14 protein-coding genes are annotated in these 13,854 nt (G+C 69.1%); 9 read left to right on the top strand and 5 right to left on the bottom strand.

Going from position 1 to position 13,854, the window contains the following annotated elements:
• Positions 1 to 184 precede the first annotated feature (184 nt).
• From RNB18_RS14530 to RNB18_RS14505, 6 genes are all read left to right on the top strand, one after another.
• A complete protein-coding gene (locus RNB18_RS14530) occupies positions 185 to 1,417 on the top strand; it encodes a L,D-transpeptidase (protein WP_311714507.1) in 1,233 nt (410 codons plus the stop codon).
• A 162-nt stretch (positions 1,418 to 1,579) separates the two neighbouring features.
• Positions 1,580 to 2,818, top strand: coding sequence for a L,D-transpeptidase (locus RNB18_RS14525; protein WP_311714506.1), 1,239 nt, complete (start codon positions 1,580 to 1,582; stop codon positions 2,816 to 2,818).
• Positions 2,819 to 2,894: 76 nt separating this feature from the next.
• Entirely contained in the window at positions 2,895 to 3,662 is a 768-nt protein-coding gene (locus tag RNB18_RS14520) for an enoyl-CoA hydratase/isomerase family protein (RefSeq protein WP_311714505.1), read from the top strand.
• Positions 3,663 to 3,924: 262 nt separating this feature from the next.
• On the top strand, positions 3,925 to 4,428 hold the full coding sequence (locus RNB18_RS14515; protein ID WP_057616270.1) for an ATP-binding protein: 504 nt from the start codon (positions 3,925 to 3,927) through the stop codon (positions 4,426 to 4,428).
• A gap of 42 nt (positions 4,429 to 4,470) precedes the next feature.
• The gene (locus tag RNB18_RS14510) at positions 4,471 to 5,202 is read left to right on the top strand and encodes a polysaccharide deacetylase family protein (RefSeq protein ID WP_311714504.1); all 732 of its coding nucleotides are present in this window, start codon (positions 4,471 to 4,473) and stop codon (positions 5,200 to 5,202) included.
• Positions 5,202 to 6,401 carry a YncE family protein gene (locus RNB18_RS14505; protein ID WP_394817615.1) on the top strand — a complete coding sequence of 400 codons (1,200 nt, stop codon included), beginning with the start codon at positions 5,202 to 5,204 and terminating at the stop codon, positions 6,399 to 6,401. Before RNB18_RS14510 ends, RNB18_RS14505 begins: the two co-directional genes overlap by 1 nt.
• On the opposite strand, the gene RNB18_RS14500 is transcribed toward RNB18_RS14505, so the two are convergent.
• Entirely contained in the window at positions 6,372 to 7,052 is a 681-nt protein-coding gene (locus tag RNB18_RS14500; RefSeq protein ID WP_311714503.1) for a GNAT family N-acetyltransferase, read from the bottom strand. The two genes, RNB18_RS14505 and RNB18_RS14500, sit on opposite strands and share 30 nt — an antisense overlap.
• 175 nt (positions 7,053 to 7,227) lie before the next feature.
• Between RNB18_RS14500 and RNB18_RS14495 the strand changes: the two genes are divergently transcribed.
• Positions 7,228 to 7,446: an EF-hand domain-containing protein gene (locus RNB18_RS14495; RefSeq protein ID WP_020121116.1), complete on the top strand. Its 219-nt coding sequence runs from the start codon at positions 7,228 to 7,230 to the stop codon at positions 7,444 to 7,446.
• A 41-nt stretch (positions 7,447 to 7,487) separates the two neighbouring features.
• On the opposite strand, the gene RNB18_RS14490 is transcribed toward RNB18_RS14495, so the two are convergent.
• Both RNB18_RS14490 and RNB18_RS14485 read right to left on the bottom strand, forming a co-directional pair.
• Positions 7,488 to 8,288: an ABC transporter ATP-binding protein gene (locus tag RNB18_RS14490; RefSeq protein WP_311714502.1), complete on the bottom strand. Its 801-nt coding sequence runs from the start codon at positions 8,286 to 8,288 to the stop codon at positions 7,488 to 7,490.
• Entirely contained in the window at positions 8,285 to 9,910 is a 1,626-nt protein-coding gene (locus tag RNB18_RS14485) for a 2-isopropylmalate synthase (RefSeq protein ID WP_311714765.1), read from the bottom strand. Before RNB18_RS14485 ends, RNB18_RS14490 begins: the two co-directional genes overlap by 4 nt.
• A 239-nt stretch (positions 9,911 to 10,149) precedes the next feature.
• Between RNB18_RS14485 and RNB18_RS14480 the strand changes: the two genes are divergently transcribed.
• Positions 10,150 to 10,827, top strand: a complete 678-nt coding sequence (locus RNB18_RS14480; RefSeq protein WP_311714501.1) for a FadR/GntR family transcriptional regulator — start codon at positions 10,150 to 10,152, stop codon at positions 10,825 to 10,827.
• 37 nt (positions 10,828 to 10,864) lie between these two features.
• On the opposite strand, the gene RNB18_RS14475 is transcribed toward RNB18_RS14480, so the two are convergent.
• Entirely contained in the window at positions 10,865 to 11,407 is a 543-nt protein-coding gene (locus tag RNB18_RS14475) for an MOSC domain-containing protein (protein ID WP_311714500.1), read from the bottom strand.
• A 27-nt stretch (positions 11,408 to 11,434) separates the two neighbouring features.
• Positions 11,435 to 11,992, bottom strand: a complete 558-nt coding sequence (locus RNB18_RS14470) for a glycoside hydrolase family 25 protein (protein WP_057616282.1) — start codon at positions 11,990 to 11,992, stop codon at positions 11,435 to 11,437.
• Positions 11,993 to 12,934: 942 nt separating this feature from the next.
• Here RNB18_RS14470 and RNB18_RS14465 point away from each other — a divergent pair.
• Positions 12,935 to 13,627, top strand: coding sequence for a hypothetical protein (locus RNB18_RS14465; protein ID WP_311714499.1), 693 nt, complete (start codon positions 12,935 to 12,937; stop codon positions 13,625 to 13,627).
• The last annotated feature ends 227 nt before the right edge of the window (positions 13,628 to 13,854 follow it).

The raw sequence follows: 13,854 nt of genomic DNA, 5'->3' as shown, positions 1-13,854 counted from the left end.
TCCCCACTGTTCTGCCCAGCGCTTGCCTCGCACTCACGTTTCCCCGGCAGGGCCGGTGGGCGGACTGTGAGTGGGGAGGGTGAAGAGCGGGGCTCGTGGCCGCGTTCCCGGCGTTCGTGAGGCCGGTGCACGAACGGGCTCGTACTCACGTTTCCCCGGGGCGGGGCCGGTCGTTGGGTTCCTCGTGAGGCATGGACAAGGGCGCGCTCGGCGCGCGGGGGCCGTTCTGGCCGCCGTCATGACATGGGCAGGACTGCTGGCCGGAGTCGCCGGCTGTACGACGGACGGGGGTGGCGGGATCGGCGGGGTCGGCGGATTCGGGAAGCCTCCCGCGCCCGAGGACGTGATCAGGGTCGCGCCCGACGACGGCACCAAGGGCGTGCCGCCCGAGGAGAGGCTGCGGATCCGGGTCCCCAGCGGACGCCTCGAGTCGGTGACCGTCGTCAAGTCCCAGGACGCGCAGGACTTCCCGGTGCCCGGGCGCATCTCCGAGGACGGCCTGCGCTGGGAACCCGACGAGGCACAGCTGGCGCTGGCCGCCAAGTACACCGTCGACGCGGTCGCCCTGGACGGGCACGGCCGCCGCTCGGCCCGGCACACGACGTTCACCACCTATGTCCCCGAGGAACGTTTCATCGGGTACGTCAGCCCCGAGAACCGCTCCACCGTCGGCACCGGGATGATCGTCTCCCTGGAGTTCAACCGGGAGATCGAGGACCGCTCCGCCGTCGAACGCGCCGTACACGTCACCTCGAAGCCGCCCGTCGAGATCCGCCCGCACTGGTTCGGCAACGGCCGCCTCGACTTCCGCCCCGAGCACTACTGGACGCCCGGCACCCGTGTGACGGTCGCGCTCCGACTCCGTGACGTGGAAGGGGCGTCGGGCGTCTACGGCCTCCAGCACCGGACCTTCTCCTTCACCGTCGGCCGCAGCCAGGTCTCCCTCGTCGACGCGGCCCGGCACACCATGGAGGTCAGGCGGGAGGGTGAACTCCTCGCGACCGTGCCGATCACCGCGGGCGCCCCGAAGACGACCACGTACAACGGCAAGATGGTCATCACCGAGATGCTCGAAGTGACCCGGATGAACAGCCGCACGGTCGGCTTCGGCGGCGAGTACGACATCCCGGACGTCCCGCACGCCCTGCGTCTGACCGACTCCGGCACCTTCCTGCACGGCAACTACTGGGCGCCCACCGCCCCCGGCAGGGTCAATGTCAGCCACGGCTGTGTGGGCCTCAGGGATGTGAAGGGCGGCAGCTCGGACACGCCCGCGGGCTGGTTCTTCGACCGGAGCCTGGTCGGGGACGTCGTCGAGGTCGTCCACAGCAATGACAAAAAGGTCGCTCCTGACAATGGACTCGGAGGATGGAATATGGGCTGGAAGGAGTGGAAGGCGGGCAGTGCGGTGAAGTAACCCGACAGGGGGGTGGGTCGGCCCAACTTTCCGTTGAAGTTGGGACGGAATGGTGACCTTGGGCTCACACGATGCTCAAAACTCTGCGGTTAATATTCGCCGACGCGTTCGTGGAACGCGCTGGGGAGCGGGCCTGACCAGGCCCTTCGAGGGGAGAAAGACTTGAACGTGCGACCGATATCGGGGGCGTCGGTTGACGCGCGGGGGCGCGGGACCAAGGGGCTGCTGGCGCTGATACTCGGCGTTCTGCTGCTGGCCGTCACCGCCTGCGGCGGGGGAGATTCGGGATCCGGTGACGCCAAGGCCGAGAAGGGCGACTCGGCCGCCACCGAGACCAAGCAGTCCGAGGCGGTCGTCTCCATCACCCCGAAGGACGGGGCGAAGGCCGTCGACACCAGCGGCGCCCTCAAGGTCGGTGCCACCCAGGGCAAGTTGACCGAGGTCCAGGTCAAGGACGCCAAGGGCACCGCGATAGCAGGGAAGATAACCGGCGACGGCGCCTCCTGGACGCCGTCCACCCACCTCGCCTCCGGCACCGCCTACACCGTGCACGCGGTCGCGAAGGACGCCAAGGGCCGTACGGCGGCCGAGGACTCCAGCTTCACCACCCTGACCCCGAAGAACACCTTCACCGGTACGTTCACGCCCGAGGACGGTTCTACCGTCGGCGTCGGAATGCCGTTCTCCATCCGCTTCACCCGGGGCATCACCAGCCCCGCGGACGTCGAGAAGGCCATCACGATCAAGACCTCGCCCGCGGTCGACGTCGAGGGCCACTGGTTCGGCAACGACCGCCTGGACTTCCGTCCCGAGCAGTACTGGAAGGAAGGCACCAAGGTCACCGTCGACCTCAACCTGAACGGGGTCGAGGGCCGCGACGGCGTCTACGGCAAGCAGGACAAGACCGTCTCCTTCACCATCGGCCGCAACCAGGTCTCCGAAGTGGACGCCAAGAAGCACACGATGAAGGTCACCCAGGACGGCAAGACCATCAGGACCATCAAGGTCACCACCGGCAAGCCCGGCTACGACACCTGGAACGGCCAGATGGTCATCAGCGAGAAGCTCGCGGTGACCCGGATGAACGGCGAGACCGTCGGCTACGGCGGCGAGTACGACATCAAGGACGTCCCGCACGCCGCCCGGCTGACCGACTCCGGCACCTTCATCCACGGCAACTACTGGGGCGGCGACGCCTTCGGCAACTACAACGCCAGCCACGGCTGCGTGGGCCTGCGTGACGTCAAGGGCGGTTACGACAGCGGTGTCCCGGCCGCCTGGTTCTTCAACCACTCGCTGATCGGCGACGTGGTCGTGGTCAAGAACTCCGACGACGCGACGGTCGCACCGGAGAACGGCCTCAACGGCTGGAACATGTCGTGGGAGAAGTGGAAGGCGTAGTCCGTACGACGATCAGCGGCCCCGGTGTGAGCTACGGCACCGGGGTCGCTGCGTTGGCCCCCCTTAACCTGCTGGCATGACCGTGAATCTCGAAGTCGCCGAAGGTGTCGGCACCATCCGTCTCGACCGCCCGCCCATGAACGCGCTGGACGTGGCCACCCAGGACCGGTTGAAGGAGCTCGCCGAGGAGGCGACCCGGCGCGAGGACGTGCGCGCCGTGATCCTGTACGGCGGGGAGAAGGTGTTCGCGGCCGGCGCGGACATCAAGGAGATGCAGAACATGGACCACACCGCGATGGTCCTGCGCGCCCGCGCCCTGCAGGAGGCGTTCACGGCCGTGGCCCGCATTCCCAAGCCGGTCGTCGCGGCCGTCACCGGCTACGCCCTGGGCGGCGGTTGCGAGCTCGCGCTGTGCGCGGACTTCCGGATCGCCGCGGAGAACGCCAAGCTGGGGCAGCCGGAGATCCTGCTCGGCCTGATCCCCGGCGCGGGCGGCACCCAGCGGCTCGCCCGGCTGGTCGGCCCGTCCAAGGCCAAGGACCTGATCTTCACGGGCCGTATGGTCAAGGCCGACGAGGCGCTGACACTGGGCCTCGTGGACCGGGTCGTGCCCGCCGACGAGGTGTACGCCGAGGCGCACGCCTGGGCGGCCAGGCTCGCCCAGGGACCGGCGATCGCCCTGCGCGCGGCGAAGGAGTCGATCGACACGGGGCTGGAGACCGACATCGAGACGGGCCTCGCGGTGGAACGGAACTGGTTCGCCGGTCTGTTCGCCACGGAGGACCGCGAACGCGGCATGAAGAGCTTCGTCGAGGAGGGCCCCGGCAAGGCGAAATTCCTCTGAACCGCTTGCAATTGACGCGATGTCTGATCCGGGTCCCTCGATGGGGCGGTTTATGGGAGCCTTAACGCAACCTTAAGTCTGCCTTGTCGAGGGAGTCCGTCGATTGCCTCCCAGCGAGCCTCCGCCGCAGGTCAGCAGGGCTTTCAAAGGCGCCGAAGTGCCGTTGGCATATGCCGATCGACTCCGTCGGAACGACGCATTCCGGGGGGCGTATTCGTCAGGAACGGCCCCGGAGGGCGCTTTGGGCGGCCATGATGGGGGCATGGCGGGGCTGGAGGGTTTCGAACAGCCGCGGGGAGACGGCCGTACGACGGCGGCGCGCTGGTCTCCGGCGGTCGAGGACGAGCACGCACTGAAGGCGCTCGAACTGTTCGGGAATCCTACCGAGGCCGAGGTTCCGTTGCCGTCCCGACCGGAGTCCGCGGCGACCGCACGGCGCCTGACCCAGGTGATCGTTCTTCGGCACTGGGGGCTCACTCCGAAGATGACCGAGGACGCGGTGTTACTCGTGTCCGAGCTGGTGGGAAACGCGGTGCGGCATACGGGCGCGCGGGTGTTCGGCCTCCGGATGCGGCGTCGTCGGGGGTGGATCCGGATAGAGGTGCGCGATCCGTCCCGGGGGCTGCCCTGTCTGATGCCGGTGCAGGAGATGGATGTCAGCGGGCGAGGGCTGTTCCTCGTGGACAAGCTCTCGGACCGGTGGGGCGTGGACCTGCTGCCTCGTGGGAAGACAACCTGGTTCGAGATGCGCGTGGCTGACAGGTAGTCGGTGGGTCGATCACCGTGATTCTCTGACATAACCACTTAAATGGGGCGGGTGACCGCTACCGATCGTCGGGCAGTGCTGCTCGCCACCGCCGGGCTTGCGTTGGCCGCGGGATGTGCGAGCAGCAGTGGTGCCGTCGCCCCTCCAGATGGTTCCCCCAGCGGAGCTCCCGCTCTCCCCGCCCAGCTCACCCACGGCCCCCGCGACCGCCCCCGTGTCGCCCTCACCTTTCACGGTGACGGTGATCCCGCGACCGCCCGCACCCTGCTCACCGAAGCCGAGAAGTACGGCGCCCGGGTCACTGTCCTCGCCGTGGGCACATGGCTCGACGCGCACCCCGACCTCGCCCGCCGGATCCTCGACGGCGGCCACGACCTCGGCAATCACACCCTGCGCCACCTCGACATCAACGCGATGTCCGAGACCGAGGCCAGAGAAGAGATCACCGGGTGCGCGGAGCGGCTGAAGCGGCTCACCGGGTCGATCGGGACCTGGTTCCGGCCCTCCCGTACGCCCGTCGCCACACCCCTCGTCACGCGGCTGGCCCGAGAGGCCGGCTACTCCCACGTCCTCTCCTACGACGTCGACTCCCTCGACTTCACCTCGCCCGGCGCCCCCGTCGTCGCCCGCAAGGTTCTCGCCGAGATCCGCGAAGGGTCCGTGGTGAGCCTGCACTTCGGGTACGCCGACACGATCGCCGCTCTCCCCGTCGTACTGGAAGAACTCGACCGGCGCGGCCTGGCCGCGGTGACCACCACGGAGCTGTTCAGCTGATGCGCCCCACACCCATGAAGCGCCACCTCGTGAAGAGCGCCCTGATCGCGGGCGCCGCGTTCGTCGCCCTCGCCGCCTGCGGCACCGAGTCCAAGGACGGCCCGAACGAGGGCCTGGGCACCAAGGCGGCCGTCCCCGCTCCCGTGAAGCCGGTGCAGAAGCCCGCTCAGGGGCTGCCCGGGATGCCGCCCGTCCTCGATCCGAAGGACGTGTACGCGGCCGACCGGCCGAACAAGCTGTCGCCGGTGGTCAAGGACTTCCCGTCGCGGGTCTATGTGCCCAACACCGAGTCCGACACGGTCTCCGTCATCGACCCGAAGACGTACGAGATCATCGAGACGATCCACGTGGGACGGCAGCCCCAGCACGTCGTGCCCTCCTGGGACCTGAAGACCCTCTGGGTCAACAACAACCGCGGGCACACCCTCACGCCGATCGACCCGAGGACCGGGAAGGCGGGCAAGCCGGTCGACGTGCACGACCCGTACAACCTCTACTTCACACCGAACGGCAAGTACGCGGTCGTGATGGCCTCCCTCGACCGCGAGCTCGTCTTCCGCGACCCGCACACCATGGAGCGGGTCAAGACCGTGCCGGTCAGCTGCTACGGCGTCAACCATGCCGACTTCTCCCTGGACGGGAGGTACTTCATCGTGTCCTGCGAGTTCAGCGGTGAACTCCTGAAGGTCGACACCGAGAAGATGAAGGTGATCGGGCAGCAGAAACTCCCCTTCGACGGGGCCATGCCGCAGGACGTCAAGGTCTCGCCGGACGGGAAGCGGTTCTACGTCGCGGACATGATGGCCGACGGGATGTGGGTCCTGGACGGCGACACCTTCGGCAGGCCGACGCTGCTGCCCACCGGCAAGGGCACCCACGGTCTCTACGTCAGCCGCGACTCGCGCGAGATGTATGTCTCCAACCGTGGCGAAGGGACCGTCTCCGTCTTCGACTTCACCCAGAACAGGCTCACCAAGAAGTGGCAGCTCCCCCACGGCGGCAGCCCCGACATGGGCGGCGTCTCGGCCGACGGCAAGGTCCTGTGGCTGTCCGGCCGCTACAACTCCGAGGTCTACGCCATCGACACCCGCACCGGCGCGCAGCTGGCCCGCGTCAAGGTCGGCAGCGGCCCGCACGGGCTCGCCGTGTATCCGCAGCCGGGGCGGTACTCACTCGGTCACACCGGCATCTTCCGCTGAACCGCCGAGCACCCGCGGGGCCGTGGCGAGCAGCACCGCCTCCGCGCCCACCGGACGGTAACCGGCCGCCTGGAACGCCCGCATGCTGCGGGCGTTCCCCGGTGAGACCTGGGCCCACAGCGGTTCCGTGACCAGCTGCCTGGCCGCGATCACCAGCGCACGCCCCAGCCCCCGGTGCCGTACGTCCTCGTCCACCTCCACCGAGACCTCCAGACGGCCGCCGACCCCGCGCCCCGTCACCAGCACCCCGCCCTTGGCCGTCCAGGCACGGATGTCGTCGCGCCGCCTGCGGGCGTAGGCGACCCGGGGATGGTTCGCGTCCTCGATCTCCGTCAGCGCGAGCGGCGGTTTACCCGGCAGCGGGTCGGCGACCAGCATCGCGTCGATGGTCTCGGACCTGCGCCCGGTCCGGTCCAGGAAGGCGGCCAGGAACCGCGGGTTCAGCGTCGCGGCCAGCGCGTCGCAGTCCAGGCCGCGCAGGGTGGCGTGGACCCACTCGGGGTCCTCGTCGGTGAAGACGACCGAGTGTGCCGTGAAGGACAGCACGCCCGCGTCCCGGTGGCACTCCTGCGGTACGACCGTCGTGCCGCCGTCCGCGGGCGGGAAGACACCGCGGGCCGCCGCGTCGAGTATGTCCCGCAAGGTCTCCATCACACCGCTCCTCGAGTCGCCACCCACTGCAATGCCCACACTCGCAGACATGATCGAGGACGGCACCGCGGTTTTCCCCGGGTGGTCGCCGCACCGGACGTCGGGGTGGGCGGCTAATCTGACCTGCGGCAGTAAGCCGGCAGGACACGACGAAGGCAAGAAAAGGGGCGGACCGGTGGCGCACATCGACATCGAGGAAGCACGCAAGCAGTTCGAGCGGATCGATGCGGACGGAGACGGCACCATCACCGCCGCCGAGTTCAAGTCCGCCCTGGCCCAGGGCGGCGACTGGAACGTGACCGAGTCGGTCGCCGAGGCGATCATCAAGAGCCGCGACCTGAACGGCGACAAGCTCCTGTCGTTCGACGAGTTCTGGGCCTTCCTGAACAAGTAGAGCCGACGGTGAGGGGGGCGCCTCGACGGGCGCCCCCTTCGTCATGCCCCGTCCTGGCCCCGGCGCCGGATCCGTACCGTCCAGCGGCCGTCGTGGCGCTCCAGGACCAACGGCAGGTCGAAGCACTTGCCGACCTGGTCACCGGTCAGGACGTACGACGCCGGACCCTGCGCGAGGACCCGGCCCTCGCGCAGCAGCATCGCGTGGGTCGTGCCGGCCGGGAGCTCCTCCAGATGGTGGGTGACCAGGACCGTCGCCAGTGCCGGATGCTCCCGGCGCAGGGCGCCCAGGGCCTCGATCAGCCGCTCGCGGCCCGGGAGGTCGAGGCCGGTCGCCGGTTCGTCGAGAAGGAGCAGCCGCGGCTCGGGCATCAGCGCGCGGGCGATGAGCGTACGGCCGCGCTGACCCTGCGAGAGCGTCGGCCAGCGGGCGTCGCCGAGGTCGGCGAGGCCGAGGGTGCCGATGAGCCGGGCGGCCCTGTCCCGTTGCCCCTGCGTCGGCCGCCAACGAGGGAGCGGGGCGACGGAGTTGGTCAGCCCGGTCAGGACGATGTCCCGGACCCGCAGGGGCGCGGTGAGCGGATGACGCGGGTCGACGTGACCGACGTGGGCGCGCAGCTCCCGCAGGTCGACCCGGCCGAGCCGGCGGCCCAGCACCTCGACCGTGCCGCGGGTGGGGTGGACCAGGGCACCGCACAGACTGAGCAGGGTGGACTTGCCCGCGCCGTTGGCGCCCAGGAGCGCCCAGTGCTCACCCGCCCGGACGGTCAGGGAGACCTCCTGGAGGATCGGCCTCCCGTCCCGGACGACGTGCACGTCCTCGGCGCGCAGGACCTCCGTCATCGCATCGCCCGGTTCAGCGCGGACAGCACGGCCTGGACGGCGGCGGCCGGACCCACGCCGGCGCCCCAGGCCGTCGTACGGCCGTTGACGCGGCACTCGGCATAGGACGCCGTGCCGTCCTCGGCGAAGTCGACGACCTCGACGCCGTACCCGGCACCGGCGAGCGCGTCCACGAAGGCCGAGAGCGGACTGGTGCCCGTGCCCTCGTGGTCGCCGACGCGCTCGTCGCACTCCAGCGTGCCGACGAAGCGGTGGACGCCGGGCGCCTCCTCGTACGCCGTCCCGTCGTGCAGCCGGACCTCGCCCTCCATGAGATAGGTGGCCCTGAACAGCTCGTACAGCTCCTTGGGGCTCATCTCCCGCCCGCTCGTGTCGGTGGCCGCCTGGACGACCCGGGAGAAGTCGGCGCGCATGCGCGCGGGCAGGTCGATGCCGTGGTGCGTGCGCAGCAGATACGCCGTCCCGCCCTTGCCGGACTGGGAGTTGACGCGGATCACCGCCTCGTACGTCCGCCCGATGTCGGCCGGGTCGATGGGCAGGTACGGGACCTGCCAGGGCTCGTCCGGGTGCCCGACCCGGTGCGCGAGGCCCTTGCTGATGGCGTCCTGGTGGGTGCCGGAGAAGGCGGTGTGGACGAGCTCGCCGGCGTACGGGTGGCGGGGGTGCACGGGCAGCCGGTTGCAGTGCTCGACCGTCTCGCGGACGGCGTCGATGTCGCCGAAGTCGACCATGGGGTCCACCCCTTGGGCGTACAGGTTCATCGCGAGGGTCACCAGGTCGACGTTGCCGGTGCGCTCGCCGTTGCCGAACAGACAGCCCTCCACCCGCTGGGCGCCGGCCAGCACGGCGAGTTCGGCGCAGGCGACGCCGGTGCCGCGGTCGTTGTGCGGGTGGACGGAGAGGATCACACAGTCGCGGCGGGCCAGGTGGCGGTGGACGTACTCGATCTGGTCGGCGTAGACGTTCGGGGTGGCGATCTCCACGGTCGCGGGCAGGTTGTGGGTGACCGGGCGGTCAGGGCTCGCGTCCCACAGTTCCGTCAGTCCGTCGCACAGCTCCAGCACGAAGTCCGGCTCGGTGAGGTTGAAGGTCTCGGGGGAGAACTGGAAGCGCACGGCTGTGCCCTTGAGGGCCTCGGCCCGCCGCGCCATGTGCTCGGCCGCCTCCCGAACGGTCCGCCACACCTCCCTCCGGTCCCGGCCCAGGACGACGTCCCGCCACACCGGTGAGGTCGCGATGTACAGGTGGACGACGGCACGCGGCAGTCCGGCGATCGAGTCGAAGGTCCGGTCGATCAGGTCGGTGCGGGCCGGGGTGAAGACGACGGGAGTGACGTCGTCGGGGACGGCCCCGCCCGTCACCAGATGCCGTACGAAGTCGAAGTCGGCGCGGCTCGCGGAGGGATAGCCGACCTCGATCTCCTTGAAGCCGGTGCGCACCAGCAGGTCGAAGAAGCGGCTCTTGCGGGCGGTGTCCATCGGCTCGGCGAGGGCCTGGTTGCCGTCGCGCAGATCGACGGGGACCCAGAGGGGAGCGTGCTCGATGCGGGCGGAGGGCCAACTCCGGTCGCTGACCGGTACGTTCACGCGGTCCTCGAAGGGGCGGTAGCGGTGGAAGGGCATGGGGCTGGGCCGCTGCGCATTCCAGACGGTGGTCACGGTGTTTCCTTCGGCTCGGTCGACGGAGACCGGCAGCACGGCGTCCCGCGGCGGGGTGCCGGTCGCGTCAGGCCCCGCCGCGGCAGCCGAGAAGAAGGAGACCGCTGAGCGTCATGCCGGTAGGCTAGCCACCCCTCAGGTCCTCAGACAAGTGAGAATCACCGAGTACCGTCCTTTGCCCCGCACGAGTTGGTGAACCGCAGATGCCGCTTGGCCCCGTCCGCCCCAGTCCCCTGGTCGAACAGGCCGCCGAGCGGCTGCGTGAGCAGATCACCGCGGGCCACTGGCCCGTGGGCACCAAGCTGCCCGGTGAGACCACGCTCGCGAAGGAACTGGGCGTCGGCCGCTCCACGGTCCGCGAGGCCCTGCGGGTGCTGGCCGGGGCGGGGCTGGTGCAGCCGAGACAGGGCGCGGGGGTCTTCGTCACCGCGACGCGGACGGTGGAGGACTGGCCCACACGTCTGCGCCGGGCCGCGGTCACGGACGTCTACGAGGTCCGCATGGCGGTGGAGGTCCACGCGGCCCGCCTCGCCGCGCGCCGTCGTACCCCCGAGGACGTGACGGCGATGGAACGCGCGCTGGAGGGCCGGCGGGCCGCCTCCGCGTCCTCCGACGCGGCCTTCGTCGACGCGGACATCACCTTCCACGCAGCGGTGGTCGCGGCCGCGCACAACCCCGTACTCGCCGACCTGTTCAGGGAGTTCACCCCCGTCCTGCGCGAGGGCCTGGTCGAGTTGCTGGCCCTGACCGCCCTGCGCGACGACGACCCCAACACCGCGGACGAGGCCCACGCGGCACTGGTCCGGGCGGTGGCGGACGGGGACGCGGAGAGGGCGGCGGAGATTCTGCGGGCGGAGCTGGAAGATCCGTTCGCGGGCTGAGCGGCGGGCAGCAACCGACGTACCCGCCCCCGCGCGATCACACGATGTCGAGCGGCCGGTGCGGCCCGTCCGGCGGCTCGATCCCGACGGTGTCACCGGGACGCACCACACCTCCCGCCACGACGACACCCATGATCCCGGACCTGAAGCGGGCGCTCCCGTCCGGACCCCGTCCGACGACCTCCTTCAGCAGGCCCTTGCGGAAGCCGTCGATCTGCGCACACGGATTCCGCAGGCCGGTCACCTCGACGACGGCCTCGTCGCCCAGACGCAGCAGGGTCCCCACGGAGAGCCCCAGCAGGTCGACGCCCCTGGTCGTCACGTTCTCCCCGAGCTGCCCGGCGCCGACCTCGAACCCGGCCACGCGGAGCTCCTCGAACAACTCCTCGTGCATCAGATGCACCTGCCGGAGGTTCGGCTGCGAAGGGTCCTTCTTCATCCGGAAACGGTGCTTGACCGTCGCCCCGCCATGCACATCCCCCTCCACGCCGAACCCGGCGAGCAGCGTGATGCTCTCGCGGTTCGGCTTGGTGAAGGAGTACGTCCCGTTGCTGCTGACCGCAGCGATCTTCCCGCCCATGAGGACAGCTTACGATCAGGGCGCCGGTCAGGCGTCGGTCGCCCACTCGCGCAGGGCCGCCTTGCTCGCGAAGTCGGCGACGTTCTTGTCCACGGGGTCGTCGGTGTACTGGTGGAAGCGCCACTTGGCCTTGATGCGGGGCTTGCCGGCCGTGACGTAGTCGGCGATCCAGAGGCCGTCGCCGGCGTACGACGTGTTGTCCACGTCCAACCAGTAGTGCCGGTTGCAGTAGAGGACGACCCGGTTGTTCGGGCGGAGCTGCTTCACCTTGCGGATGAAGCTGTCCTTCTCCGCGTTGCTCGCGTGGGTGCCGTCGCCCGTCGTCTCCCAGTCGACCGCGAGGATGTCGCCCCCCTTCTCGGGGGCGTGTTTGACGAAGTACTCGGCCTGGGCGGTGAGATTGCCGGGCCAGAGGAAGTGGTAGAAGCCGACGACCAGTCCGGCGTCACGGGCGTGCTTGGTCTGCGCGGAGAGTTTCGGGTTGGTGTAGGAGCGGCCTTCTGTCGCCTTGATGAAGACGAAGGAGAGACCCTCCGTGCTGTAGGTGGACGACTGGTAGGCGCTGACATCGATGCCGCGGAGCATGTGGGGGCTCCCTGAAGTGTGGTTGGGGGGACGGGAGTTGATGATGCCCCACATGGCGGCGGAGGAACCTCGGCTGCGCGCGGGCGCAGGTCCGGGCGGCACGGCAACCTGCGCCGACCTCCGCATCCGCAGGATCGGCGGAGAAGAATGCGGGGGACACGCCGTACAGGTCTGTCATGCCCGGAGCGGAGCGAATTGTCGATGGGAACGACATGTCGCCTCCCGCTCAGCACTCGATGATGTTCACCGCGAGCCCGCCCCGCGCCGTCTCCTTGTACTTCACGGATATGTCGGCGGCTTCTGATCATGGGGCTGGCCTGCGGATTTGCTCTGGGATGGGTCACCTTGAGTCGCGTCGGGGACTTTTCGGGGACTTTCTTGCCCAGGGCTGCCTACAAGGTATCCGACGGGGTGTGAGATGGCGGTGGGAGTGGGTCTTTTGGTTCAGCGCGGCCGTCCGTTCGCTTCGTCGGCCTCTGTACTCGTAATGCGTAGGTCTCGGGTTCGAATCCCGAAGGTGGCTCCATGGTGAGCCCCGGGTCAGGCCTATGACCTGGGGTTTCTTCGTTTTGTTGACCTTGAGATTCGGGCTAATCGGACACTCAAGGCCTATGCATCGTAATGCGTAGGTCCGAGGTTGACGGTCGGTGGTGATTCTGCCCTGCAAGGCTGTGAACTGGCCTTTTGTCGCTCGCTATCGGTCCACCTCGGCCTGTTCGGAATGACGTGGTGGCCATTTGGTGGCCAAGTGTGCAGGCACCGTGCAGACCGGCTCCTGCTCAGCCGCGCAACTGGAGGCATAAAGGGGAACAGCTGTTGTGCCAACCCGATAATCGCGCGTTCCAACTGCCTCTCGCTTGGGCGGTTGCCGGGCACTGGCAGACTGTCGTCCTGTGCGAGATCAGCGGATACGAGTGCGGCCCCGTGGTGCCTGGCGGGCCGTTGCTGGAGCATGCTGGCTTCTGGTCCAACCACCTTCTCGGCCTCTGCTGGCCCGCCTCCGGCGACGTCAGGCCAGCGCCTGAATGGTTCGGCGACGATAGTGCCGACACCGACGCGACGTCCGAGATCCTGCTGGACGCCCAGGCGTGGCCTGCTTTCCGGATTCCGTTGGACGCCTGCCACTCAGCTGTGGTGGTCTACCGCAATCTCGTCGGCGACTACGGAATCGACTACCTGCTCGCCCACCCCGATGGGACAGGTGCGGAGGCCGTGGCTAATAGATTCGACGGAGACTGGTCGGGGCTGGGACTTGTCTGGCGTGACCTCAAGCGCATCGTCGTTTCACCGGATCTGACGGCAGCTGGCGTGCACGATCCCTCGGAACGCCTGCTGATCCTGCTGCCGGTCTTGAACGACGCGGAACTGCCGGCGGATGCTCCTGCAGTTGTGGAAGCGGCGCTCACAGCTCTCGGTGCACCACGCCATAGTGCAGCGCATACGGCAGCGCGCCTCTTGGACGGCAGGCGTCGTTCGGCCGGACACCGTGTCCTCACGGGTTCTCGCCTCAGCGGCGGCTCCGGGGATCACTTCAAGTGCGGTCGCATCTTGGTACTGGAATTCGACATACGCGTCTGCCGGGCCCCGGAATGCCACCAGACCACGGCAGCCACGTCACGCGCCGTGGGACTGTGACGTGCCGCCCTACGTCTACCGGATCACCAAGTACGATCCCGTGGACCGCGACGCGCGGGGTGGCTACACCGGTGCGGAGGACCCGGTCAGCGACCACGGACCGGTGGAGGCCGCATACCTGCAGGCAGTTGCCGCCTCCGCCGAGGACACGGGAGTCCGGCGCCTGGCCATCCGCGAACCTGAGGTCGCCCCCGGCTTCACGCACTTCGGCGCCTCCGCGTCTTACG

The organism is Streptomyces doebereineriae, from assembly GCF_031845645.1.
In the GTDB taxonomy this organism is placed as follows: domain Bacteria; phylum Actinomycetota; class Actinomycetes; order Streptomycetales; family Streptomycetaceae; genus Streptomyces; species Streptomyces canus.
The sequence above is the reverse complement of the archived record's forward strand: the minus strand, read 5'-3'. Positions and strand labels throughout refer to the sequence as shown.

Coding starts and splice junctions, on each gene's coding strand:
- RNB18_RS14520 (WP_311714505.1), top strand. CDS start 2,895: ATGACCGTGAATCTCGAAGTCGCCGAAGGTGTCGGCACCATCCGTCTC.
- RNB18_RS14515 (WP_057616270.1), top strand. CDS start 3,925: ATGGCGGGGCTGGAGGGTTTCGAACAGCCGCGGGGAGACGGCCGTACG.
- RNB18_RS14510 (WP_311714504.1), top strand. CDS start 4,471: ATGGGGCGGGTGACCGCTACCGATCGTCGGGCAGTGCTGCTCGCCACC.
- RNB18_RS14505 (WP_394817615.1), top strand. CDS start 5,202: ATGCGCCCCACACCCATGAAGCGCCACCTCGTGAAGAGCGCCCTGATC.
- RNB18_RS14500 (WP_311714503.1), bottom strand. CDS start 7,052: ATGGAGACCTTGCGGGACATACTCGACGCGGCGGCCCGCGGTGTCTTC.
- RNB18_RS14490 (WP_311714502.1), bottom strand. CDS start 8,288: ATGACGGAGGTCCTGCGCGCCGAGGACGTGCACGTCGTCCGGGACGGG.
- RNB18_RS14485 (WP_311714765.1), bottom strand. CDS start 9,910: ATGCCCTTCCACCGCTACCGCCCCTTCGAGGACCGCGTGAACGTACCG.
- RNB18_RS14480 (WP_311714501.1), top strand. CDS start 10,150: ATGCCGCTTGGCCCCGTCCGCCCCAGTCCCCTGGTCGAACAGGCCGCC.
- RNB18_RS14475 (WP_311714500.1), bottom strand. CDS start 11,407: ATGGGCGGGAAGATCGCTGCGGTCAGCAGCAACGGGACGTACTCCTTC.
- RNB18_RS14470 (WP_057616282.1), bottom strand. CDS start 11,992: ATGCTCCGCGGCATCGATGTCAGCGCCTACCAGTCGTCCACCTACAGC.